This window comes from Caulobacter sp. GW821-FHT09H08 (assembly GCF_059415885.1).
In genome coordinates, this window is sequence record NZ_JBWKOC010000002.1 from 979073 (window position 1) to 999832 (window position 20760).

A 20760-nucleotide genomic window follows, 5' to 3' on the forward strand; every position below is an offset into this window, starting at 1 on the left:
CGCGATCGCACACTGTGACGCTCCACATGCGCGTGGGTTGTTCTGGCGCGCCGAATACCACCCAGACGCATGATTGGCGAACAACGTTTTGCGACCTCCTCGCAAATTAGAGACTCATTAACCAACTCAGCCTGACAGGTTCTCCCGCGACAACGGCGTCGCGCATGGGGCCCTGATTATGGCGTTGTTCTCCTTCGGTCGTGACACCGGTGACCACTCGGCGCGTATCGCGGATCTGGAGGGCGTCGTCGCAGCGATCCAACGCTCTCAGGCGGTGATCGAGTTCAATCTCGACGGCACGATCATCACCGCCAATGACAACTTCCTGCGGACGATGGGTTACGCCCTCTCCGAGATCCAGGGCCGCAAGCACAGCCTGTTCATGGAGCCCGCCGAGGCCGACGGCGCCGCCTATCGCGCCTTCTGGGCCAAGCTGGCCGCCGGCGAGTTCGTGGTCGACAAGTTCAAGCGCGTCGCCAAGGGCGGCAAGGAGATCTGGATCCGGGCCTCCTACAACCCGGTGCTCGACAAGAACGGCCGCGCCTTCAAGGTCATCAAGATCGCGGCCGACGTCACGGCGGGTGAAATCGAGCGCCGGCGCGCCGAGGCCGAGCGCGAGCAGCTCTCCCGCGAGCAGGATCAGGTCGTGTCGGTGCTGGCCGACAGCCTGGGCCGGATGGCGCGCGGCGACCTCACGGCTCGCATCGAGGCTGGCCTGGACGGCCGCTATGCCCAGCTGAAGGACGATTTCAACGCCGCCATCGACAGTCTGAAGGACGCCATGGGCGCCATCGCGGAGTCGGCCAGCGGCATGGAGACCGGGGCCGGTGAGATCGCGGGCGCCTCCAGCGACCTCTCCAAGCGCACCGAGCAACAGGCCGCCAGCCTGGAAGAAACCGCCGCCGCCCTCGACGAGATCACCGCCACGGTCCGCCGCAGCGCCGACGGAGCCAAGCAGGCCTCGGCCGCCGCCTCCGCCGCCAGCACCGACGCCGACCGCTCGGGCGAGGTGGTCCGCGAAGCTGTCGCCGCCATGGGCGAGATCGAGAAGTCTTCGGGCCAGATCACACAGATCATCGGCGTCATCGACGAGATCGCGTTCCAGACCAACCTGCTGGCCCTGAACGCGGGCGTCGAGGCCGCGCGAGCTGGCGAAGCCGGTCGTGGCTTCGCCGTCGTCGCCCAGGAAGTCCGAGCCCTGGCCCAGCGCTCCGCCGAGGCCGCCAAGGAGATCAAGACGCTGATCGCCAGCAGCACGGCCCAGGTCGAGCGCGGCGTGCGTCTGGTCGGCGATACGGGTGAAGCGCTGGCCGGCATCGTCGCCAAGGTCGGTGAGATCAACAGCCTGATCCGCGAGATCGCCGAGTCGTCGCAGGAGCAGGCTACGGGCCTGAACGAGGTCAACGCCGCGGTGAACCAGATGGACCAGGTCACCCAGCAGAACGCCGCCATGGTCGAGCAGGCCAACACCGCCGCCGCCTCGCTGCGCGGCGAGGCCCAGGATCTGGCCCAGCAGGTGGCGCGCTTCCAGACCGGCGCGCCCGTCTATCGCCCTCAGCCGACCCGAAACCAACGCGCGGCCCCGGCCCGCAACCCCGTGCACGAGCAACTCGCCCGAGCTCAAAGCTTCGCCCGACCGGGCGCCGCCACGGCCGCCGCGCCGTCGACCGACTGGGAAGAATTCTAGGGTGTGGGAGAGCGGACCTGCCGCAGAAGCAGGTTCGCCGTGGCCGCCGCCGAGCCATCACCGGTCAGGGCGGCGGCCACGATCACTTCATCCTTGACCGAATAGGCCACGACCGCGCTCGCGCCCGGCGTGCCACCCAGATGGCCCAGCCACAGGCTCGCCGAACCATCGGGCTCCGGAACCTCCACCGCCATCGCGCCCAGGCCGTAGAAGCTGCCCGCGTCGAACATCGGATAGAGTTTCCCGTACAGTGCCGCGACGGTTTCCTGCTTCAGCAGCTTGCCGCCCAGCAGCGCCGCCCAGACCCGCGCCATATCCGCCGCGGACCCAACGGCCGGTCCCGCAGCGCCGGCCCAGGCGGGCTCGATCGGGGTCTCCTTGGCCGAGACCAGCCTAGCCACGTCCTCGGCCTTGTCGCCCGTCTCCAGCATTCTCAGCTTGGTCAGGCCCAACGGCTTGAGGATCCGCGCGTCGATCGACGCCTGCCAACTCTTCCCGTCGACGGTCTCGATCACCTTGCCTAGCAGGGCGTAGCCGGTGTTCGAGTAGCGCCAGCGCTCGCCCGGACACGACATGGCCCCATGGCGGGCAATGATCTTCAGGTCCTCATCCAGGGTGTGAGCGCGGTGCTCCGCCCTCGCCTTCAGATCCTCGTTGGCGCTGAACAGGCCGCCGGTATGGGCCAGGAGGTCGCGAATGGTCACGACGTCGCCATTGGGCACGCCGGCGACGTATTTCGAGATCGGGTCCTCCAGCTTCAGCTTGCCGGCCTCGACCAGCTGCAGGGCGACGATGGCGACGAGGCTCTTGCCGGCGCTGGCCCAGAACAGCATCGGCGGCTGATCGCCGCTGTCGGTGCGCTCCCAGGCGCCCTTGCCGGGGATCAGCACGGCGGCGGTCATGGCCGGCGCCTTGGTCGCGACCTTGGCTCGCGCGAACGCCGCCTCCAGCCGCGCGACGGTGTCGGGATCAAGGGAAGCCTTAGGGATCTCGGGCAGCAGCGGTGGCGCGACCGGCGCATGCAACGGCGGCCCGGCATAGGTCACCGCGCTCTTGCAAACGACGGGCTTGTAGTCGTCCGCTAGCGCGGCCGCCGGCAGAACCGCCAAGACAAGCGCCAGCCCGATCCCTCGCATCCTCGCCTCCCGCGCCCAACCCTCAGGAGGCTAAACGCGTATGGCGAAGTTTAGGCTCAGCGCTTGGTGCGTCCGGGGCCGGTGTTGCCGCGCACGGTTCGCGAGCCGGCCACCGGGCGCTTGGGTCCAGCCGCCTTGCCGCCGGCCGACTTGGCGCCGACCTTGTAGCTGGGCGTGGTCGAGACCTTCTTCTGGACCTTGGGCCCCAGCTTCTTGACCGACTTGACGGCGGCCTTGCCCGGTTCGACGGCAGTGGCGGCCTCGACAGGCGCCGCGGCGACCTTCGGAGCAGCCGGAGCCTTCTTCTTCACCGGCTTGGCTTCACGCGGATCGGGCAGACCCGCCTCAATCGCGGCCTTGGCGGCGGCTTCGTCGGCCAGGCGCTTGGACTTCTTGACCGTGTTGCGCGAGGCGCGGATGCGTTCCTCCTCGCGCTCGCGGCGTTCGAACTCACGCTTGCCCCGGCCGCTGTGGCCCTTGGCCTCGCCGTCGGCATAGGGGTTGGCGCCCGACTTGATGGTGATGCGCAGCGGCACACCCGGCAGGTCGAAGCTTTCGCGCAAGGAATTGATCAGATAGCGCCGATAGTGGTCGGGCATCTGGTCGGCGCGGCTGGAGAACAGCACGAACGTCGGCGGACGGGCCTTGGTCTGGGCCATGTACTTGGGCTTCACGCGACGGCCCGAGACGGCGGGCGGCGGGTGGCGCTGCATGGCCATCTGCAGCCAGTCGTTCAGGTCGCGGGTCTTGACCTTGGTCGACCAGTCCTTGTGGATCTTCAGCACGGCCGGCATCAGCTTGTTGACGCCGCTGCCGGTCTCGCCCGACAGCGCCACCACCGGCGCGCCGCGCACCTGCGGCAGCATGCGTTCGGCGTGCTCGCGGAAGGCGGCCAGGGTCGCGGCCTGGTCCTCGATCAGGTCCCACTTGGCAAGGCAGAACACCAGGGCCCGCCCTTCCCGCTCGGTCAGGTCGGCGATCTGCAGGTCCTGGATTTCGAACGGGTGGGTGGCGTCCATCACCAGCACCACGACCTCGGCGAAGGTGATGGCGCGGATGGTGTCCTGGGTGGAGAGCTTCTCCAGCTTCTCCTGCACCTTGGCCTTCTTGCGCAGGCCAGCGGTGTCCACGAGGCGGACCTTCTTGTCGCCCCAGACCCAGTCGACCGAGATCGAGTCGCGGGTGATGCCGGCCTCGGGACCGGTCAGCAGGCGCTGCTCACCGATCAGGCGGTTGATCAGGGTGGACTTGCCCGCGTTCGGACGGCCGACGATGGCCAGGCGGATCGGCTTGTCCTCGTCGTCCTCGTCGCCCGAGTACTGGTCCTCGGGAACGGCTTCCAGCATGGCGGCGTAGAGCTCGGCCATGCCCTCGCCGTGCTCGCCCGAGATCGGGATCGGCTCGCCCAGGCCCAGCTTGTAGGCCTCGCCGATGCCCGACTGGCCAGCTTTGCCCTCGGCCTTGTTGGCGGCGATGATCACCGGCTTGCCGCGACGGCGCAGCAGGGTGGCGAAGACCTCGTCCAGCGGCGTAACGCCTTCACGGGCGTCGTAGATGAACAGCGACAGGTCGGCTTCCTCGATCGCCAGCTCGGTCTGGGCGCGCATGCGCGCTTCCAGGCTCTCGTCGGCGACGTCCTCGAAGCCGGCGGTGTCGATCAGGTGCAGGTCCAGGTCGCCCAGGCGGCCGTCGGCGTAGCGGCGGTCACGGGTGACCCCCGGCTGGTCGTCGACGATGGCCAGCTTCTTGCCGGCCAGACGGTTGAACAGCGTGGACTTGCCCACATTGGGGCGGCCGACGATGGCGAGTTTCAAAGGCATAAGGCGTCCAGTAGTCGATTTTTACCTTTCCCGCAAAAGGCTGCGGAAAAAGCGAAGGCCCGGGCCAGCTTTCGCGGACCCGGGCTCAAGAGCATTTCAAGTTGTCGAGCGGGCCGCAAAGCCCGCCTTGATCAGCGGATGGCGACCAGTTCGGCCTCGTCCGTGACGAGGTAGATCATGTCGCCGACCGCGATCGGGTTGATCAGCACGGGAGCGCCGATCTTCAGGGTCTTTTCCTTGGCGCCGGTCTTGGCGTTCAGGGCCACGGCCTCGCCGGTGCTGGACACCGTGATCAGGCGGCCATTGGCCAGGATCGGGGTCGACCACAGGATCGGGTGCTTGGCGCGCTTCTTCTTTTGCTTCTTGGACAGGGCCTCGGTGTTGTTGAGGTCCTGGATCCAGTAGACTGAGCCGTTCTCGCGCGAGACGCAGATCACCTGGCCGGCCTTGTCGACGACATAGACGACGTCGCCGGCGGCCCACGGGGTGGTGATGGCGGTGACCGGCAGGCTCCAGCGGGCCTGGCCGGTGCGCAGGTCGGTCGCGGCGAAGACGCCCGAGTGGCTGACGGCGAAGACGTCGCCCTTGTAGATCACCGGGCGGCCCGGAATGTCGCGGATTTCCGACAGCGCGTTGGTGCGGCTGGCGCGGCTCAGGGCCTCGCTCCACAGGTCGTTGCCGTTGGCGGCGCGCAGGGCCACCAGTTCGCCCGAGGCGAAGCCCGAGACGACCGTGTCGCCGCTGACGGCGGGGGTCGAGGCGGACAGGATGCGGGCGGGCTCGCTCAGGGCCTGATAGGTCCAGCCGGGCACGCCGTTCTCGGTGTTGTAGGTCAGCAGTTCGTTGTCGGTCGAGACGACGAACACCCGGCCATCGACCACCGTCGGGGCGCCGTGGATCGGGGTCGAGGTCTGCTGCGTCCAGCCCAGATTGCCGCTCACGGCGTCCAGTTGAGCCACGAAGCGGAAGCCCGAGGCGACATAGAGCTTGTTGTCCGCGCCGACGGCGACGCCGCCGCCGAAGCCCAGGCGGTCGTTCTTCTTGGGCATCAGGCCCAGGAAACCGCCCTTGATCGACGGGCCGGCGGCCGGACGCAGGTCCTTACGCCAGATCGTCGAGCCGGTCTTGGCGTCCAGCGCCACAACGTCGGCGACGCCGTCCATGACGTAGATGCGGCCGTCGGCCGACACCGGCGGAGCGGTGACATGGAACTGGCGAGCGCTCTTCTTGCCGAAGCCCTTCTTCCAGGCGATCTGGAAGTCCTTGCCCGCGGCGACGTGCTCGATCGACTGCTCGGCGTTGCCGCCCGGCAGACGCCATTCGGCCTGAGCGACCGGATCCGGCAGGAAGAAGTCGGCGCCCTTCAGCGTCTCGTTGGCCTCGACCTTCTGATCGAAGGCGATGACGGAGATGCGCTGGCCTTGGCTGGCCGTGGACTTGTTCTTGTCCTTGCCCCCGAACGGATTGAGCTTGGACACCGTCGAGCAGCCGGAGACGGCCACGGTCGCCGACATAAGCGCGACCAGGGCGACGGAACGCTTGGAGATCATCAGACGGCTCATTGGGCGGCGGCGGGGGCGGCTTGCGGGCCGGCGACGGGAAGTTGGCTCATCGGAGGCGTCGGCGGCAGGGCGACGGCGGCCTTCACGGCGGCGGTCAAGTCCTTGGCCGTACCCGAGTCGATCAGTTGCATGGCGGCCTGGGCGCGCTGACGCACTTCTTCCGAAGCGCTGGCGTCCAGCGAGTTGGCCAGGATCACGAAGCCGGCGCGCGCGCCGGCGACGTCACCGGCCTGCAGCTTGGCGAACGCCAGGGCTTCCTTGGCGTGCACGCGATACGGACTTTTTTCCCCCGCCAACGGCGTCAACCTCGCTTCGATATCCTTGTACGAGGCGGTGTCCATCAGCGCGAAGGCGGATTTGAGGCGGGCCAGATCGCCCAGCAGCGGGCTCGGCGCGGCCTTGGCGGCCTCGTCGAAATAGGCGACGGCCTCCTTGGTCTTGTTCTCTTCCAGGCGGATGTCGCCCATCTGCAGCAGGGCCAGGGACTTGTAGCCCTTAGCGCCGCCGTCGGCGACGGTCTTGAACTGGCCGAAAGCCTGGGCCGGGCCTTGCTTCTGCGCGGTTTCCAGCGCGGCCTGATAGCCTTCCGAAGCCTTGTTGGCCTGGTTGGTCTGATAGGAATTCCAGCCCCAGTAGCCGCCGACGCCGATCACAACGGCCGCCGCGACCGCGCCCACCCAGGGCAGCGACTTCATCGCGAGGGTGCGATAGCGCTCCGATCGAAGCTGCTCTTCGACTTCGTCAAAAACATCGACCACGAAACGAGGCTCCGAAACGGGCGGGCAGCCCTGGGACGTCGCGCCCGAACATGGCCGACGTCGCTGGTTTACGACAGATTGTGGCGGGCGGAGGGCCGCTCGCCGAGGCGGCGAACCTATAGTGTGCCGCGCGCTGCCGCAACGCCCGCTGGAACAGGCTTTTACGCCTTCTTGGCGTAGTAGGTCTCGGCCTCGCCCGGGAAGCTGCGGTTCTTGACGTCGCGGGCGTATTCGGCGGCGGCGCGCTCGATCTGGTTCTTCAGATCGGCGTAGCGACGGACGAACTTCGGCGTCCAGTCGAACAGGCCCAGCATGTCGTCAACCACCAGCACCTGGCCGTCGCAGCCGGCCGAGGCGCCGATTCCAATGGTCGGGACCGACACGGCCTCGGTCACTTCGCGGGCCAGGCTCTCGGCCACGCCCTCGACGACAATGGCGAAAGCGCCGGCTTCGGCGGTCAGGCGGGCTTCTTCCAGAACCTTGGCGCGACCGGCCTCGTCCTTACCCTTGGCCTTGAAGCCGCCTTCCAGCAGCACGGCCTGGGGGCGCAGACCGACATGGCCCATCACCGGCACGCCGCGACGGGTCAGGTAGGCAATGGTCTCGGGCACCGTCGGGCCGCTCTCGACCTTCACGGCCTGGGCCCCGGTCTCCTTCATGATCCGCACGGCGTTGGCGTAGGCCTCTTCGTGCGAGGCCTCGTACGAGCCGAAAGGCATGTCGACGACGACCATGGCCTTCTTCGAGCCGCGCATGACCGCCTGACCGTGCAGGATCATCATCTCCATGGTGACGCCGACGGTGTTGGGCAGGCCGTGGACGACCATGCCGACCGAATCCCCGACCAGCAGCAGATCGCAGGCGTCATCCAACGCCGCGGCGACGGGCGCGGTGTAGGCCGTCAGGCAGACGATGGGCTCGCCGCCCTTGCGCGCGGTGATGTCGGGGGCGGCCAGACGGCGGACCGTCTCTTCACGATGAGCGGACAATGGCGAGCCTTCCCTAAAGACGCACTTTTGGGCGCCGTTTGTGGGCCGGATCGCGCCGCACTGCAACATGAACAGTGATAACGGGGCTCGCCATGCCTCTCGGACACGACGAACCCCGCTTTTTCTAGAGCTCTTCGACCGCTCGCGTGACAGCGAAGGCCAAGGCCACCACCGCCAGACCGGCCGCCAGCCACATCGCCTCGGCGCTGGCCGGCGTGGTCAGCACGGCGTTGAACTTGGCGACGCCTGCGTCGATCTCGGTCTGCAGGTTGTGGCCGCTGTTGCGCGACAACTGCGAGACCTCGGTGGAGAAGCGACTGCTCAGCAGCTGGAACGCCGCGAACAGGCCGGCCACACCGCCGGCCACGGCGATGAAGATCCGCCGCATCGCCCAGCCGCGATCCAACTTGGCCTCGACCTGCGCGTTGAACAACGCCGCGTCCGGGAACGACGGCGCTTCTGCGAACAGGCGGCTCAGTTGCGCTTCGAAATCGGGTTCAGCCATGAGCCTCCCTCCTCGCGCCTTCCTCGGGTCGGGCGAGTTTCGCCCGAAGTTTGTCCAAACCACGTTTGACATGGGATTTGACCGTGCCGATCGGGATGTTCAAGGCCTCGGACGCTTCCGCGTGAGACCAATCGGCCCCGTAACAGAGCGAAACGCACAGACGCTCGCCCCGTGACAGAACCTTCAACGCCTCGTCGAGGTCGATGCGGCTGGCGGCGTCTCCCGTCGCGTCGCGCACCGTAACCTCTTCCAGCGGCTCGACATTGTCTGAGAAGATCAGGCGGGCCTCCCGCTTCACCCTCTTCAGATAGAGCCGCGCGGCGATCTTCTTGATCCAGGCGCCGAACGTCCCGTCCCCACGGAACTCGGTCACCTGCTCGAAGCCGGTCATGAAGGCGTCCTGGGCCAGGTCGTCGGCGGTGGCCGAGTCGGCGCCCAGGCGTCTCAGAAGACCCCGGACGGCCGAGCCGTGCCGACGCACCAGCTCCCCGTAGGCCCGTCGGTCGCCCGCCGCCGCGAGAGCGGCGAGCTCGACATCGTGACCGGTTGGCGGGCGTTCCATGCCCATCGGATTTCAGCCCCTCCCAAGGCTTTCCCGCGTTAAACCCGCGGTTCCTTGTTGGGATTGAAGAAGCTGAGGACGATCAGCGCCAAGCCGATCATGGTCGGGATAACCGCAATACCGAGTACCGGATGCAGCGCCTCACTCTCATGATAGCCGATCATGGCGCCCAGAACGCCCATGCCGAGGCCGACGGCCAGCCAGATCACGCCCGAGCGCAGGTCGCGCAGCGCGGTGGCCGGCAGGCGGACTTCCTTGGTCATCGCGTCGATCAGCTCCTGCGGCAACGGCTGGCCCTTGTCGATCGCCGTGCGGATCGTGGCCTGCATTTCCCGGCGTTCGCGGCTCTTGAGGTAGACAGGGACCACGACGATGGCGATGACCATCAGGAACGGCATGGTGATGGCGGTGAGCGGAATAAGGTCTTCCATTTTGAAACCCTCCAATCAGGTTGTTGCGACGACGCCCCCGCGCCGCCTTCACTGGTAAGAGGCTTTCGAGGCGCCGTTTGGAGGCGCCTTCCGCCATGAAACTTTCGTAAGGCGGAAAATCAGCCGAACGACAGGCCCAGTCGCTTCCAGACCGTGGGGCCGCCGGCCACCAGGATGGCGCCGACGAAGGCCGCGATCGCGGCGATCGGCGCGAGGTTGGGGGCCAGCATGGACACGGCCAGGTTCAGCACCGGAGAGCAGGCCCAGAGCACCAGGGCGAACACCACCGCTCCGGCGGCGGCCGTCGTCAGGCGATCGAAGAACACCTGGCGCTCGACACGCTTCATCACCTCGGCGCTGAAGACGTCGGCGCGGCTCTGCTTGGGCGTTTCGCCCAGGAAGGCGGAGAGTTGATCGTCCAGGTTCATTGGGAACCTCCCAAAACAGCCAGGAGCCGCTCACGGCCACGGGTAACATGCGATTTGACGGTGCCCAGGGGAAGCCCCAGGGCGTCGGCGACCTCGGCGTGCGACCAGCCCTGCCCCAGGCAGAGCGTGACGCAGGCGCGCTGATCCTCGGGAAGCGTCGCCAGGGCCTTTTCGAGAGCCATGCGGTCCTCGGTCCCGACCTCGGCGGCCGCCTCCAGTTCCTGCTCCCCCCGCCAGGCCTCGTCCCGGGCGGCCGCGCGCTGGGCGCCGCGCCGCTGGGAAAGAGCCTTCTTCCAGGCCACGCCATAGAGCCAGGCCCGGAAGCCCTCGTCCTCGCGCAGCTTGGAAAGCCCGGCCCAGGCGGCCACGAAGGCTTCTTGGGCGATGTCGTCGGCGTCGATCCAGCCACTCTTGCGCAGAAACCCCCGCAGCGGCTTCTCGTGGATCGCCACCAGCCGCGCGAAGGCGGTCTGGGAGCCCGCGCGCGCCTGTCTGACGAGCGCGGCTTCCATCAGATGGTCGGACCTTTCTGGTCCATGATCACCTGCACCAGCGTCGCCGCGCAGAGGGCCCCCAGCACGAAGGCTGCGATCACGAAAGCCTCGCCGGCCCCGTACATGTCGGTCGCCGCAGCGACGGTGAAGCCGCAGCTGAGCAGGCCGAACAGCACCACCTGGTACCAGGACCGCTCGCGACGGCGGCGATAGCGCGGGCGCTCGTCACGCTCCTCGTCGTCGCCGTGCCAGCGCTTGTTGAGGCGGGCCAGCAGCTCGGGCGGCGGTTCACGGCCCGACGCGGCATAGGTCTTGATCAGGTCCAGCGTCTCGCGGTTGGCGCGATACGATAGCCAGCTCTGATAAGCCCCGAACACAAACCAGCTGAGCGGGAAGATCAGCCACCAGAATTGACGGAACATGTCCTCGGACATCGGATCCTCCCTTAGCGAGCGTTGAGTTTGGCGACGAGTTCGGCGGGCGGCTCACGGCCGGCCAGGGCGAACGTCTTCAGAGTTTCCAGGGCGTCGCGGCGCGCCGCGGCCTTCAGCCAGCTCTGGTAGCCGGCGAACACGAACCAGCTGAGCGGGAAGATCAGCCACCAGGCGCTGCGGACGATTTCGATGGTCATCGCGTCCTCCCTCAGCGGGCCAGCTGGCCGACGAGCGCGGCCGGCGCGTCGCGACCGGCCTGAGCCAGTTCGCGGAGAGCCTCCACCACCTCGCGGCGGGCGCGATAGTCCAGCCAGGCACGGAAGGCGCCCAGCGTCATGGCTCCCATCGGGAACAGCAGCCACCAGAAGTCACGGAACAGGTCGGTCATCGGTCAGTCCCTTCGAATAGAGGGCGCGATCATTCGCGCTTTCGAAGGTTAGTCGCCGCCGACCGCGACCTTGGATGCAGAGACGTACGAAATAATTTCGGACATCGAATTGAACGACACGGTCGGGCCGTGCTGGGCCAGGATCGAGGGCTTGGCGTAGCCCCAGCCGACGGCGCCGCAGTCCAGGCCCACGGCGCGCGCGGCCTCGATGTCGCGGGTCTCGTCGCCGATGCAGATGATCTTGTCGCGGGCGACGCCCTGGCGCGTGACCTGCTTGAACTTGCGGGCCTTGCCGAACAGCGACGCGCCGCAGGCATAGAGGCTGATCAGGTCGCCCAGCTCCTGGCCGAGAACCCGGCGGATGACCTGCTCGCTGTTGGAGCTGACCACCGCGATCTTCACGCCCGCCTCGTGCAGGGCGCGCAGCATCCTGGAGGTTTCGGGGAACAGCGGAATGGTGTGGGCGTCGGCGGCCATCAGCTTCTTGCCGGCGCGCGCGATCAGCGGGAGCTTCCAGGGCGAGACGCGGAGATAACGGATCACCTCGCGGGTGCTGCGACCACGCAGCATCTCGATCTCTTCGTCGGTGACGGTCTTGAAGCCGTACCGGCGCGCCATCGGATTGACGGCCCGCATCATCCACGCCGCGCTGTCGGCCAGCGTGCCGTCGAAGTCGAAGATGACCAACTCGTACCGCGAGACGGCGTCCCCCACGCGCAGACTGCTCCCCATTGGACCCCTAGTCGCCCGCCCTAAGCGGACCTTCTGTCCAGTGATAGACTGATCCGTCGGAAGTTGTCGTCTTAAACTTCGCTCATCGCCCGGCGGAAAGCGTGGACAATTCGTAGCTTAGCCGAGCGCCTTCTCGTAGGCGTCCGGCTTGAAGCCCACCAGGCGGCGGTCGCCCATGTCCAGGATCGGCCGCTTGATCATCGACGGCTGGACCAGCATCAGGGCGATGGCCTTGTCGGCGTCGAGGTCCTGCTTGTCGGCCTCTTCCAGCTTGCGGAAGGTCGTGCCGGCGCGGTTGAGGATGGTCTCCCAGCCGAACTCCTTGACCCAGCCTTCGAGGCGCGCGCGGTCGATGCCGACCGCCTTGTAGTCGTGGAAGTCGTAGGCCTGGCCATGCGCTTCCAGCCACTTTCGAGCTTTGGCGACCGTGTCGCAGTTCTTGATGCCGTACATCGTGGCGGTCATGCGGGCGCGCTCCTGGAGGCGAGCGCGAATCCAGGCCGCGCCGTCTCCCCTGCCCTAGCCGAGCGCCAAGCCGTCGCCAACCGCTTGACGGCAGGCTCGATCGCATCCATAACCAATTCATTACATAACAAGTAGATTATATATGAGCCCTGCAACCGCCAGCCTCGACAGCACCTTCGCCGCCCTGGCCGACCCGACCCGCCGCGCGATCATCGCCCGGCTGGCCCAGGGGCCGGCCACGGTCAGCGAATTGGCCCAGCCGTTCGCCATGAGCCAACCGGCCATCTCGCGTCACCTCAAGGTGCTGGAGACTGCCGGCCTGATCTCGGGCGGCAAGGAGGCTCAGCGCCGCCCCCGCAAACTGGAGGCCCAGCCGATGGCCGAAGCCGCCGCCTTCCTGGAGGCCTACCGCGCCTTCTGGGAGACCCGTTTCACTGAACTCGACCAGGTCCTGGAGGACCTGAAAGCCCAACGAAAGAAAGAAGGAGACGCTCCATGAGCAAGCTGACCGTCGCGCAATCCGGCGACACCGACCTGATCGTTACCCGCACCTTCAACGCGCCGCGCGACCTGGTTTTCCAGGCTTTCGGCGAACCGGCCCTGGTGCAGCGCTGGATGCTGGGCCCGCCCGGCTGGACCATGCCGGTCTGCGAGATCGACCTGCGGCCGGGCGGCAAGTTCCGCTATGTCTGGCGCAACACCGCTGGCGTCGACATGGGCATGGGCGGCGTCTATCTCGAAGTCCAAGCCCCTGAGCGCACCGTCCACGAGGAGATCTTCGACGAGGACTGGACCGGCGGCCGCACGCGGATCACCACCCTGCTGACCGAAAGCGGCGGCGTCACCACCATGACCATGACGATCCAGTACGCCTCAGCGGAGGGCCGCGCCCAGGCCCTGGCCACCCCGATGCTGGACGGCATGGAGGCCGGCTACAGCGGCCTCGACACACTGCTCGAGGAGATCGCTCAGCCCGCCTGAGAGGTCTTCCTGGCCTTGGTCAGCTGACGCAAGGCGTCCTTGCCGTTCCAGCGGGCCGTGGGGTCCGACGTCGCCGCCAACCGCGCGGCGACGTCCAGGGCGGCGGCCTTCAGCACCGGGCTCTTGCGCGAGCCGATCGCCCGCAGCGCCCAGTTCACGCCCTTCTTGACGAAGTTCCGAGGGTCGGTAGCCGCCGCCTCGATCATCGGCAGACGTTCGAGGAACACCTCGTCACCGACATCCTTGCGATGCAGGGCCACACAGGCCAGCAGCGCAAAGGCCGCGCGCTTGCCGAACTCGTCGTTCAGCCGCGACCACTCGTCGATCTTGGCGAAAGCGTGGGGCGTGCGGTCGAACAGGTCGAAGCAGATCGTGTCGGTCACCGCCCAGCTGTCGAAGTCGACGCGCCAGGCGTCCATCTGGTCGGGCGTGACCAGCTTGGGATCGTCGACCATGCCGGCCAGCAGGCGGGCCTCGTACCAGCCCGTATCCCAGACGTCCTGAGCCAGCTGATGATCGCGCCCCAGCCGCTTGGCCAAGGCGCGCAGCTGGCCGACCGGCACGCCGAACGCCTTCTCATAGGTGATCGCGTAGCGGGCCATGCCCTCGCGATGGCTGTCGCTGCCCAGCGCCTCCAGCTCCGCCAGGACCTCGGCCGCGGTCGTCATCAGCCGAGCGTCCATTCGCCAAGCACGATGTGCTGGGTCTGGCCCAGCTTGCTCTGGACGAGGACGAAGCGGTCGACCGTCCAGCGGATCGGCTCGATCGCCTGGGCCGGGACCACTTGGCCGTCGTAGAGCAGCGTGATGTGCGGCAGGAAGCTCTTGTCGGGCTTGAGACCGGCGCCCGCCATCTTCAGGCCCAACGCCTTCTGGAAATCGATCAACGTCTCGACGCCCTCCCCGCCTTGCAGGGTGAAGGGGTTGTTGCCTGGGCGGTTGGCGAAGCTCGCCGCCCGATCAAAGCCCACCTCGAACGGCGCGACCTGAAGGGCTCCGCCCGCCAGCTTGCCCTTCGTCACCATGTCATTGGGCAGGCCCACATAGTCGCCCAGGTGATGCAGAGTGATGTGGAAGCGGTCCGTCAGCAGCGGCGCGCCGCGCAGGTTCAGGAGCTCCTTCAGCCGCCGGGCTTCCCGCGCGATCCGCTCGGCGGTCGTGAGGTCCGGATACAGCAGGAACATCAGCCGATCGGTCGGCGTCGGCGGGTCGAAGCCCGGCAGGCCCATCTGCAGCGTCTCGGCCATCCTGCTCCTCCATTCTGAGCGCCAGGATTACGCCGCTTCGCCTTTCCCTCCAACCGCCGCATTACATTTCGTTTACATGCGTAATCGTTGACTTGACGCGATCGTTTACGTGCGTAATCGTCAGAGCATGGATACGAACCCGCAACGCATCAGCGCCGCCGAGAGCGAAGTCATGAAGGTGCTTTGGGCCGACAGCCCGAAAGCCGCCGAAGACGTGCTCGCCATCCTGGCCAAGGAACAGGGCTGGGCTGAAGGCACGGTGAAGACCCTGCTCAACCGCCTGCTGAAGAAGAACGCGATCGCCGCCGACAAGGACGGCCGCCGCTTCCTCTACCGGCCGCTGGTAGGTCGCGAGGACTATGTCGACTCCGAGAGCCAGGGCCTGCTGGACCGCCTGTTCGACGGCCGACTGGCCCCGCTCGTCAGCCATTTCTCCAAGCGCGAGAAGCTGAACCCCGAGGACGTCGCGGAACTTCGCCGCCTGCTGGAGAAGATCGATGACCAGTGATCTGATCCTCTTCCTGCTGGAAGCCAATCTGGCCATGGCGGCGGCGGTGCTGCTGGTCCTGGTCCTGCGCAGGCCGGTCCGTAAGGCGTTCGGCGCCCGCAGCGCCTATGCCCTGTGGCTGGTCGTTCCGCTGTCGATCCTGGCCCTGCTGATCCCGGCGCGGACGATCGTCCAGCCTGCTCCGGTCGCGGCCAAGCCGGCCGCCGTCGCGCAAGCCCAGGCGCCAGCGCCCACGCCGCCCGCGCCGTTCCTCAAGCCAGCGCCGCGCCAACTGCGCAGCCTGCCGGTCGGAGAAGCTCTGCTGGGGCTCTGGGTCCTCGTCGCCCTTGGCGCCTTGGTGATCCAGGCCGAGCGCCAGCGGCGGTTTGTTCGTTCGCTGGGCAAGCTCACCGGCGCCGGCGACAACGGTCCTCTGTGGTCGGAGCGTCCCGGTGTCGGCCCCGCCGTGATCGGCGCCCTGGCCCCGCGCGTGGTCTTGCCCGCCGACTTCGCCGAGCAGTTCACCGCCGAGGAGCAGGCCCTGATCCTGGCGCACGAACAGAACCACCTCGCCGCCGGCGACGCCCAGATCAACGCCGTCGTCACCGGCCTGCAGTGCCTGTTCTGGTTCAACCCGTTCATTCACCTGGGCGCGGCCGCCCTGCGCGTCGATCAGGAGATCGCCTGCGACGCCGCCGTCCTCGCTCGTCACCCCAAGACCCGCCGCGCCTATGGCGAGGCCATGCTGAAGACCCAGCTGGCCGCCTGCGCCCCGCCGCTGGGCTGCCATTGGCCGGCTTCCGCCAACAAGCAATTGAAGGAGCGCTTCACCATGCTCGCCCACCATCATGCCAATCGTCGCCGTCATCTGGCCGGCGCCGCCGCGGTCGCCATCCTGAGCCTCTCGGCCGGCGTCGCCGCCTGGGCCGCCCAACCGCCGGAGGTCGTCCAGCAGACCCCCGAACAGGCCAAGCGCGCCGTCGCCCGCCACCTGGGCCGCCCGCTCTTCGACGCCGTCCGCGAGCACGACACGGCGTCCGTCCGTGAACTGATCGCCCTGGGCGCCAATGTGAACACCGTGGTCCCCGGCGACGGCGCGCCGCTGATCGAGGCCGCCCGCACCGGCCAGGCCGATATCGTCCAAGCCCTGCTGGCCGCCGGCGCCGATCCCAGCCTGGCCGTGCGCGGCGACGGCGACCCGCTGATCCAGGCCGCCCTGATCGGCCGCCTAGACATCGTCCGGGCCCTGGTCGAGCGCGGCGCCAATGTGGAGTCCTTCGTCCCCGGCGACGAGACCCCGCTGATCAACGCCTCGCGCGGCGGCAACCTGGCCGTCGTCACCTACCTGGTCGAGCGCGGCGCGGACGTGAACCGCGCGGTCCAGGCCAATCCCGGCGAGATGCGCTCGCCCCTGGGCATGGCCCAGAAGAACGGCCACGGCGCGGTCGTAAGCTACCTGAAGAGCCGGGGCGCGCGCGGCTAGAGCCCGCCAGGAGCGCGGCAAAGACCGCGCCCCACCCGAACTTCCCCTTTAAAATCAGCGAGTTTTTCAACGATGGCGATCATCGACGCCCGAACTTTGCCCAATGCCAGCCCGATCGAGGCCGATCTGGTCATCATCGGCGGCGGCCTGGCCGGCATCGCCCTGGCCAAGGAACTGGCCGGCGGGCCGCTGAAGGTCGCGATCCTGGAGAGCGGCGGCCTGGAGATCGACCCCGAGAACCAGGCCCTCTACGCCGGCTCCGGCGTCCAGAAGGCGCCCGGCAATCCGGATCGGCCCTTCGACAACTATCCGGTCCAGTCGCGGGTCAGGGCGCTGGGCGGCTCCGGCCACGTCTGGGGCGGCAAGTGCGCACCGCTGGACCCGGCCGACTTCGCCGAACGCGCGTGGATTCCGCACAGCGGCTGGCCCGTCACCCGCGAGCAGATGCAGACCTACTACGACCGGGCCTGCGACCTGCTGGAGATCCCGCGCTTCCCACTGCAACGCCCAGCCTCGGCCGACGCCAGCCTGCAGCCCCTCGCCCTCGATCCCACCGACGGCTTCTTTCCGGCCCCGCGCGAGTTCTCGAAGTTCTCGGGCGGCTCGGACAAGTCCGCTTTCGACGCCTTCCGCACCAAGTTCGCCGAGGCGGCGAACATCACCGTCTATCTCTACGCCAACGTCGTGAAGGTCCGCCGCGAGGGCGACCAGGTGATCGGCCTCGACGTCGCCTGCCTGGACGGCAAGCGCCATACGGCCAACGCCAAGCGCTACGTCCTGGCGACGGGCGGCATCGAGAACGTCCGCCTGCTGCTGGCCTCGGACAACCTGGGCAACCGCAACGACCTGGTGGGTCGCTTCTTCCAGGGACACGTCACCTATTCCAACGATGGCGACAGCCAGAACGAAGGCACGGCCGTGGCGATCGCGCGCACCGCGCCGATGGACCTGTATGCGCCCACCAGGCGCATGGCGGCCCACTGCGTGATCGGCTCGGGTCTTCCCGCCCAGAAGCGCATGAGAACCGGAAACTTCACCGCCACCCTGTTCCGCGCCAACTTTTCAGGCGCGGACACGGCGGTCGGCGCCGACACGCGCACAGTGGGCAAGGTCGCCGCGAGCCAGAAGGAGCCGCAACTGCTTGGCTACTTCGCCATGGCCGAACACTTTCCCAATCCCGAAAGCCGCGTGACCCTGGATCCGGACAACAAGGACCCTCTGGGCATGCCCCGCGTGCGCCTGAGCTGGGTCTATGGCGAGAAGGACTATGTCGACCTCGAACGGTCCGTCGCGGGTCTCTCCGACGCCCTCGGCGCCTCGGGCGAAGGCCGGATGTGCTGGTCGATCGAGCGGAGCAAGCTCCTGGGCCTCTCCAGCGCGTCGCGCCACCACATGGGCACGACGCGGATGCACGCCGATCCGAAGAAGGGCGTGGTCGACGCCGATCTGCGCCTGCACGAGGCCCGGAACCTCTATGTCGCCGGCAGCTCGGTCTTCCCGACCTCCGGCATCGCCAACCCGACCCTGACGCTGCTGGCCCTGGTCATGCGCCTGGCCGATCACCTGAAGTCCGAAATGCGAGCCGCCTGATGACCTCTCGTCGCGACCTCCTCGCCGCGCTTGTCGCGCTAGCCGCCACGCCTGCCCTGGCTCGTGCGCCGGACGCGGTCTTCGCCGGCCTCGATCCCGCCGCCGTCCAGAGGATCGGCAAGGCCTGGCGCGAGCAGAACCCGGCCGCCACCGCCGCCGTCCTGAACAAGCGCCTGTTCCCGGCCGGGCGAGGCCTGGCCGCCCTGCCCCGCCTTCGCGACCAAGCCGTCGCCGACTTCCGCAAGGGCGCGGTGTTCGCCTATCGCGGCTGGCGACTGTCCGACACCGAGGGCGCGCTCATGGGACTGCTGTCGCTGGAAGGCCAGCCTTAGGCCGGTCATCGGCTGGCCGGGGCTGGTAGAAGTGCGGGCGTCGGAGCGGCCTCGGTCGCCTCGACGTTCAGCCGCCAAAGGGCGAAAGCCGCGCCCGTCAGGGTCAGGGCCACCGCCGTCATGGTCCACTCCATGCGGCTGTCGGGCGTGGCGATCACGCGCGGGATGTGCAGCAGCACGACGAAGCTTCCCATCATGCCGGTGATTGCCGGCCCGGCCGCCTTCACGCCTCGGTTCGACAGGAAGGCCAGGCCCGCCAGCACATGCCCCGCCCCCGTCGCCGCCGCCCAGCCCGTGCGTCCCGGCAGCCAGGCCGGCACCATCTGGGCCGTGAAGTCCAGATAGACGAAGTGCGACAGGCCAAAGATCAGCAGGGCGACGCCGAACACCATCCGGCTCGAAAGTGTCAGGCGGCGTCGCCGGTCTCCCGCCTTGAGGGTCAGGGCGTAGAGGGCGACGCCGCCTGCCGCCATCGTCGCGCTTTCGGCAAGTCCCAGCCATTCGACGACCACGGCGGGGTGCGCGACTATGCGGAGGCCGTGTAGGGGCACGGCCCAAAGACCGAAGGACACGGCCAGAACCAGCCGCCCTTCCCGCGCCCAGCGCGGCCAGACCGCCGCGATGGCGGCCAGCAGCATCGCGCTGGCGGAGACACAGGCCAGCCCGGACCGGAGAGGAACGTCATCCGGCACGGGCTGCCACTGGAAGGCGAAATCGCGGGAGATCAGGCCCAGTACGCCCAGAACCAGTGCGCCCAATGCGTATGGAATAGCCCTGCCCACAACCTTCATCCCTGCCAGCTCCCTGGAACCTCGGTCCAGGCAAGGTGGCAGGCGCGAGGCGGCCGAACTTGGGGTTTGTTGCGGTGGCCTAGGCGGCCCGACGCCAGGCGCGCGGCGATTGGCCGAAGGCGTCGCGGAAGGTGTGGTTGAAGTACGAGAGGTCGTTGAAGCCGACGTTCAGGGCGATCGTCGTGATCGGCGCCTTGGTGTCCAGCAGTTGGTCGGCGGCGGCCCTGAGGCGGACTCCGATCTGGTACTGACGCGGCGTTTCGCCGGTCACTTCGCGGAAGGCGCGGATGAAGTGGAACCGCGACAGGCCCGCGTTCGCGGCCAGTTCGGCCAGGGGGAGCGGCTCGACGTAGCGGCGCTGGATCTCGCCGGCCACCTCGCGCACGCGGCGATGATCGGCCCGGCTGCCGTCGCGCTTGCGGACTCGCCGCCCGAGGGCCAGCGCGGCCGCCGTCACCGTGATCACACTCTCTTCCTGAGGCAGCGGATCGCGCGCCAGCCGCCGGATCGCGCCGTACAGCGGCGCCGAGGCGCGTCCCGGCCCGATAGCGGCGATCGCGAAGCCACCGTCGGCGCGCAGGTCCTCGGCGAGCTCGGCCATCAGGACTTCGTCCAGCGCCAGGACGGCCCGACGGTTGCCTCTATTGTCCAGATGCAGGCAACCGAAGTGCTCGTCGGCGTTCCCTAGAATAATGGCGCCCTCGGAGACTTCGGAGGAGCCGCCCGGGGTCATGTAGCCGAACTGGCCCGACACCACGGCGCCGATGGCCGAGCGGGCATAGCGGTGCTGGGCCAGGGTCTGGGCCGGCGCGGCGCAGCGGACGTCGCCCGCGCCGTAGAGCCCGCCTCGGCTCGCCAGCACCGGGCCGTCGATCTCGACCCGAAATTCCCGCTCGCCCCCTGCCCCGCTCATGATCGCCTCAGAGCGCCCGGCCGCTCGGCCCCGAGGCCGTGTCGACCCGCGTCCAGACCTGTGACTTGCAGAGGAAGTTCGGCAGCAGGCAGCCCTTGGCCCGCAGCGAAGCGCGATCCAGGAGGCGCACCTGCCCCGAGAAGGTCATGTCCAGGTCGGGCACGTAAACGCGGCCCTTCCATTCGTTCGGGTCGGACGCCGAGAAGTCGCGCAGCAGCTGCATGCCGACCAGGTCCTGGTTGTTCTTCTTCTTCACGTCGGCGCGCGCGTCGGGATTGGCCCAGACGACATAGCCGCAGGTGCGGCTCTCGCACGGCTTGATCTCGATGTGGACGCTGCCCTTGGGATTGCGCCAGACGCCGTAGATATCGTTCGGCCGCGCCGGCGCGGGATCGGCGAACGCGGCGCCAGCCGCGCCCCATAACGCCAGCGCCACCAGGGCTAAACCCGAACCGCTAGACTTCCTTCGGCTCATTCCGGCCGTCCTTCTCTCGTCGGCGACGCTCACTGGAGCGCGAGGCTAGACGTTCGCAGTGACAGAGTGAA

General features: G+C 68.1%; 27 protein-coding genes. 7 read left to right on the plus strand and 20 right to left on the minus strand.

Going from position 1 to position 20760, the window contains the following annotated elements:
- The first annotated feature begins 178 nt into the window (after positions 1 to 178).
- Positions 179 to 1687, plus strand: a complete 1509-nt coding sequence (locus AC07NN_RS09670) for a methyl-accepting chemotaxis protein (protein WP_494639962.1) — start codon at positions 179 to 181, stop codon at positions 1685 to 1687.
- Here the strand turns inward: AC07NN_RS09670 and AC07NN_RS09675 are convergent.
- The 15 genes from AC07NN_RS09675 to AC07NN_RS09745 all read right to left on the minus strand — a co-directional run bounded on the left by AC07NN_RS09675 (position 1684) and on the right by AC07NN_RS09745 (position 12391).
- Positions 1684 to 2796: a serine hydrolase domain-containing protein gene (locus AC07NN_RS09675; RefSeq protein WP_494639966.1), complete on the minus strand. Its 1113-nt coding sequence runs from the start codon at positions 2794 to 2796 to the stop codon at positions 1684 to 1686. The genes AC07NN_RS09670 and AC07NN_RS09675 overlap by 4 nt on opposite strands.
- Before the next feature lie 83 nt (positions 2797 to 2879).
- Positions 2880 to 4643 carry a ribosome biogenesis GTPase Der gene (gene der, locus AC07NN_RS09680; RefSeq protein ID WP_494639969.1) on the minus strand — a complete coding sequence of 588 codons (1764 nt, stop codon included), beginning with the start codon at positions 4641 to 4643 and terminating at the stop codon, positions 2880 to 2882.
- A 131-nt stretch (positions 4644 to 4774) separates the two neighbouring features.
- Entirely contained in the window at positions 4775 to 6205 is a 1431-nt protein-coding gene (locus AC07NN_RS09685) for a PQQ-binding-like beta-propeller repeat protein (protein ID WP_494639971.1), read from the minus strand.
- Positions 6202 to 6963 carry a tetratricopeptide repeat protein gene (locus tag AC07NN_RS09690; RefSeq protein WP_494639973.1) on the minus strand — a complete coding sequence of 254 codons (762 nt, stop codon included), beginning with the start codon at positions 6961 to 6963 and terminating at the stop codon, positions 6202 to 6204. Before AC07NN_RS09690 ends, AC07NN_RS09685 begins: the two co-directional genes overlap by 4 nt.
- A 161-nt stretch (positions 6964 to 7124) precedes the next feature.
- Positions 7125 to 7952, minus strand: coding sequence for a 3-methyl-2-oxobutanoate hydroxymethyltransferase (gene panB, locus AC07NN_RS09695; RefSeq protein ID WP_494639975.1), 828 nt, complete (start codon positions 7950 to 7952; stop codon positions 7125 to 7127).
- A 124-nt stretch (positions 7953 to 8076) separates the two neighbouring features.
- A complete protein-coding gene (locus AC07NN_RS09700; RefSeq protein WP_494639977.1) occupies positions 8077 to 8457 on the minus strand; it encodes a hypothetical protein in 381 nt (126 codons plus the stop codon).
- Positions 8450 to 9025 (minus strand): RNA polymerase sigma factor, encoded by a 576-nt coding sequence (locus AC07NN_RS09705; protein ID WP_494639979.1) that lies wholly within the window; start codon positions 9023 to 9025, stop codon positions 8450 to 8452. The genes AC07NN_RS09700 and AC07NN_RS09705 overlap by 8 nt, the downstream gene beginning before the upstream one ends.
- A gap of 32 nt (positions 9026 to 9057) precedes the next feature.
- Positions 9058 to 9450, minus strand: coding sequence for a DUF6249 domain-containing protein (locus AC07NN_RS09710; RefSeq protein WP_494639981.1), 393 nt, complete (start codon positions 9448 to 9450; stop codon positions 9058 to 9060).
- A gap of 119 nt (positions 9451 to 9569) precedes the next feature.
- On the minus strand, positions 9570 to 9878 hold the full coding sequence (locus tag AC07NN_RS09715) for a hypothetical protein (RefSeq protein ID WP_494639983.1): 309 nt from the start codon (positions 9876 to 9878) through the stop codon (positions 9570 to 9572).
- The gene (locus tag AC07NN_RS09720) at positions 9875 to 10390 is read right to left on the minus strand and encodes an RNA polymerase sigma factor (RefSeq protein WP_494639985.1); all 516 of its coding nucleotides are present in this window, start codon (positions 10388 to 10390) and stop codon (positions 9875 to 9877) included. Before AC07NN_RS09720 ends, AC07NN_RS09715 begins: the two co-directional genes overlap by 4 nt.
- Complete coding sequence (locus tag AC07NN_RS09725; RefSeq protein WP_494639987.1) at positions 10390 to 10806, minus strand: hypothetical protein; 417 nt, start codon at positions 10804 to 10806, stop codon at positions 10390 to 10392. Before AC07NN_RS09725 ends, AC07NN_RS09720 begins: the two co-directional genes overlap by 1 nt.
- 11 nt (positions 10807 to 10817) lie before the next feature.
- On the minus strand, positions 10818 to 11003 hold the full coding sequence (locus AC07NN_RS09730) for a hypothetical protein (RefSeq protein ID WP_494639989.1): 186 nt from the start codon (positions 11001 to 11003) through the stop codon (positions 10818 to 10820).
- An 11-nt stretch (positions 11004 to 11014) separates the two neighbouring features.
- Positions 11015 to 11194: a hypothetical protein gene (locus tag AC07NN_RS09735; protein WP_494639991.1), complete on the minus strand. Its 180-nt coding sequence runs from the start codon at positions 11192 to 11194 to the stop codon at positions 11015 to 11017.
- A gap of 48 nt (positions 11195 to 11242) precedes the next feature.
- Positions 11243 to 11926 (minus strand): HAD family hydrolase, encoded by a 684-nt coding sequence (locus AC07NN_RS09740; RefSeq protein ID WP_494639993.1) that lies wholly within the window; start codon positions 11924 to 11926, stop codon positions 11243 to 11245.
- A 117-nt stretch (positions 11927 to 12043) separates the two neighbouring features.
- Positions 12044 to 12391 carry an ArsC family reductase gene (locus AC07NN_RS09745; RefSeq protein WP_494639994.1) on the minus strand — a complete coding sequence of 116 codons (348 nt, stop codon included), beginning with the start codon at positions 12389 to 12391 and terminating at the stop codon, positions 12044 to 12046.
- Positions 12392 to 12533: 142 nt separating this feature from the next.
- On the opposite strand from AC07NN_RS09745, the gene AC07NN_RS09750 reads away from it, so the two are divergent.
- Entirely contained in the window at positions 12534 to 12890 is a 357-nt protein-coding gene (locus tag AC07NN_RS09750; protein ID WP_494639996.1) for an ArsR/SmtB family transcription factor, read from the plus strand.
- Entirely contained in the window at positions 12887 to 13372 is a 486-nt protein-coding gene (locus tag AC07NN_RS09755) for an SRPBCC family protein (RefSeq protein ID WP_494639998.1), read from the plus strand. The genes AC07NN_RS09750 and AC07NN_RS09755 overlap by 4 nt, the downstream gene beginning before the upstream one ends.
- Here AC07NN_RS09755 and AC07NN_RS09760 read toward each other — a convergent pair.
- Positions 13360 to 14040, minus strand: coding sequence for a DNA alkylation repair protein (locus tag AC07NN_RS09760; protein ID WP_494640000.1), 681 nt, complete (start codon positions 14038 to 14040; stop codon positions 13360 to 13362). The two genes, AC07NN_RS09755 and AC07NN_RS09760, sit on opposite strands and share 13 nt — an antisense overlap.
- Positions 14040 to 14618: a 2'-5' RNA ligase family protein gene (locus AC07NN_RS09765; RefSeq protein ID WP_494640001.1), complete on the minus strand. Its 579-nt coding sequence runs from the start codon at positions 14616 to 14618 to the stop codon at positions 14040 to 14042. Before AC07NN_RS09765 ends, AC07NN_RS09760 begins: the two co-directional genes overlap by 1 nt.
- Before the next feature lie 127 nt (positions 14619 to 14745).
- Between AC07NN_RS09765 and AC07NN_RS09770 the strand changes: the two genes are divergently transcribed.
- From AC07NN_RS09770 to AC07NN_RS09785, 4 genes are all read left to right on the plus strand, one after another.
- A complete protein-coding gene (locus AC07NN_RS09770; RefSeq protein WP_494640075.1) occupies positions 14746 to 15126 on the plus strand; it encodes a BlaI/MecI/CopY family transcriptional regulator in 381 nt (126 codons plus the stop codon).
- A complete protein-coding gene (locus AC07NN_RS09775; protein WP_494640003.1) occupies positions 15116 to 16588 on the plus strand; it encodes a M56 family metallopeptidase in 1473 nt (490 codons plus the stop codon). Before AC07NN_RS09770 ends, AC07NN_RS09775 begins: the two co-directional genes overlap by 11 nt.
- A gap of 72 nt (positions 16589 to 16660) precedes the next feature.
- Positions 16661 to 18178 (plus strand): GMC oxidoreductase, encoded by a 1518-nt coding sequence (locus AC07NN_RS09780; protein WP_494640005.1) that lies wholly within the window; start codon positions 16661 to 16663, stop codon positions 18176 to 18178.
- A complete protein-coding gene (locus tag AC07NN_RS09785; RefSeq protein WP_494640007.1) occupies positions 18178 to 18510 on the plus strand; it encodes a hypothetical protein in 333 nt (110 codons plus the stop codon). The genes AC07NN_RS09780 and AC07NN_RS09785 overlap by 1 nt, the downstream gene beginning before the upstream one ends.
- Before the next feature lie 5 nt (positions 18511 to 18515).
- Here AC07NN_RS09785 and AC07NN_RS09790 read toward each other — a convergent pair whose 3' ends face one another.
- From AC07NN_RS09790 to AC07NN_RS09800, 3 genes are all read right to left on the minus strand, one after another.
- Entirely contained in the window at positions 18516 to 19268 is a 753-nt protein-coding gene (locus tag AC07NN_RS09790) for a DoxX family protein (protein ID WP_494640009.1), read from the minus strand.
- Positions 19269 to 19380: 112 nt separating this feature from the next.
- The gene (locus AC07NN_RS09795; protein WP_494640011.1) at positions 19381 to 20214 is read right to left on the minus strand and encodes a helix-turn-helix transcriptional regulator; all 834 of its coding nucleotides are present in this window, start codon (positions 20212 to 20214) and stop codon (positions 19381 to 19383) included.
- A 7-nt stretch (positions 20215 to 20221) separates the two neighbouring features.
- A complete protein-coding gene (locus tag AC07NN_RS09800; protein ID WP_494640013.1) occupies positions 20222 to 20650 on the minus strand; it encodes a DUF2147 domain-containing protein in 429 nt (142 codons plus the stop codon).
- Between the last annotated feature and the right edge of the window lie 110 nt (positions 20651 to 20760).

What these genes read in the sequence shown, in the direction of transcription:
- AC07NN_RS09685 (WP_494639971.1), bottom strand. Translation starts at nt 6,205, where the DNA reads ATGAGCCGTCTGATGATCTCCAAGCGTTCCGTCGCCCTGGTCGCGCTT.
- AC07NN_RS09710 (WP_494639981.1), bottom strand. Translation starts at nt 9,450, where the DNA reads ATGGAAGACCTTATTCCGCTCACCGCCATCACCATGCCGTTCCTGATG.
- AC07NN_RS09725 (WP_494639987.1), bottom strand. Translation starts at nt 10,806, where the DNA reads ATGTCCGAGGACATGTTCCGTCAATTCTGGTGGCTGATCTTCCCGCTC.
- AC07NN_RS09705 (WP_494639979.1), bottom strand. Translation starts at nt 9,025, where the DNA reads ATGGGCATGGAACGCCCGCCAACCGGTCACGATGTCGAGCTCGCCGCT.
- AC07NN_RS09735 (WP_494639991.1), bottom strand. Translation starts at nt 11,194, where the DNA reads ATGACCGACCTGTTCCGTGACTTCTGGTGGCTGCTGTTCCCGATGGGA.
- AC07NN_RS09795 (WP_494640011.1), bottom strand. Translation starts at nt 20,214, where the DNA reads ATGAGCGGGGCAGGGGGCGAGCGGGAATTTCGGGTCGAGATCGACGGC.
- AC07NN_RS09740 (WP_494639993.1), bottom strand. Translation starts at nt 11,926, where the DNA reads ATGGGGAGCAGTCTGCGCGTGGGGGACGCCGTCTCGCGGTACGAGTTG.
- AC07NN_RS09785 (WP_494640007.1), top strand. Translation starts at nt 18,178, where the DNA reads ATGACCTCTCGTCGCGACCTCCTCGCCGCGCTTGTCGCGCTAGCCGCC.
- AC07NN_RS09775 (WP_494640003.1), top strand. Translation starts at nt 15,116, where the DNA reads ATGACCAGTGATCTGATCCTCTTCCTGCTGGAAGCCAATCTGGCCATG.
- AC07NN_RS09765 (WP_494640001.1), bottom strand. Translation starts at nt 14,618, where the DNA reads ATGGCCGAGACGCTGCAGATGGGCCTGCCGGGCTTCGACCCGCCGACG.
- AC07NN_RS09770 (WP_494640075.1), top strand. Translation starts at nt 14,746, where the DNA reads ATGGATACGAACCCGCAACGCATCAGCGCCGCCGAGAGCGAAGTCATG.
- der (WP_494639969.1), bottom strand. Translation starts at nt 4,643, where the DNA reads ATGCCTTTGAAACTCGCCATCGTCGGCCGCCCCAATGTGGGCAAGTCC.
- AC07NN_RS09755 (WP_494639998.1), top strand. Translation starts at nt 12,887, where the DNA reads ATGAGCAAGCTGACCGTCGCGCAATCCGGCGACACCGACCTGATCGTT.
- AC07NN_RS09760 (WP_494640000.1), bottom strand. Translation starts at nt 14,040, where the DNA reads ATGACGACCGCGGCCGAGGTCCTGGCGGAGCTGGAGGCGCTGGGCAGC.
- AC07NN_RS09780 (WP_494640005.1), top strand. Translation starts at nt 16,661, where the DNA reads ATGGCGATCATCGACGCCCGAACTTTGCCCAATGCCAGCCCGATCGAG.
- AC07NN_RS09700 (WP_494639977.1), bottom strand. Translation starts at nt 8,457, where the DNA reads ATGGCTGAACCCGATTTCGAAGCGCAACTGAGCCGCCTGTTCGCAGAA.
- AC07NN_RS09745 (WP_494639994.1), bottom strand. Translation starts at nt 12,391, where the DNA reads ATGACCGCCACGATGTACGGCATCAAGAACTGCGACACGGTCGCCAAA.
- AC07NN_RS09720 (WP_494639985.1), bottom strand. Translation starts at nt 10,390, where the DNA reads ATGGAAGCCGCGCTCGTCAGACAGGCGCGCGCGGGCTCCCAGACCGCC.
- AC07NN_RS09730 (WP_494639989.1), bottom strand. Translation starts at nt 11,003, where the DNA reads ATGACCATCGAAATCGTCCGCAGCGCCTGGTGGCTGATCTTCCCGCTC.
- AC07NN_RS09715 (WP_494639983.1), bottom strand. Translation starts at nt 9,878, where the DNA reads ATGAACCTGGACGATCAACTCTCCGCCTTCCTGGGCGAAACGCCCAAG.
- AC07NN_RS09670 (WP_494639962.1), top strand. Translation starts at nt 179, where the DNA reads ATGGCGTTGTTCTCCTTCGGTCGTGACACCGGTGACCACTCGGCGCGT.
- AC07NN_RS09750 (WP_494639996.1), top strand. Translation starts at nt 12,534, where the DNA reads ATGAGCCCTGCAACCGCCAGCCTCGACAGCACCTTCGCCGCCCTGGCC.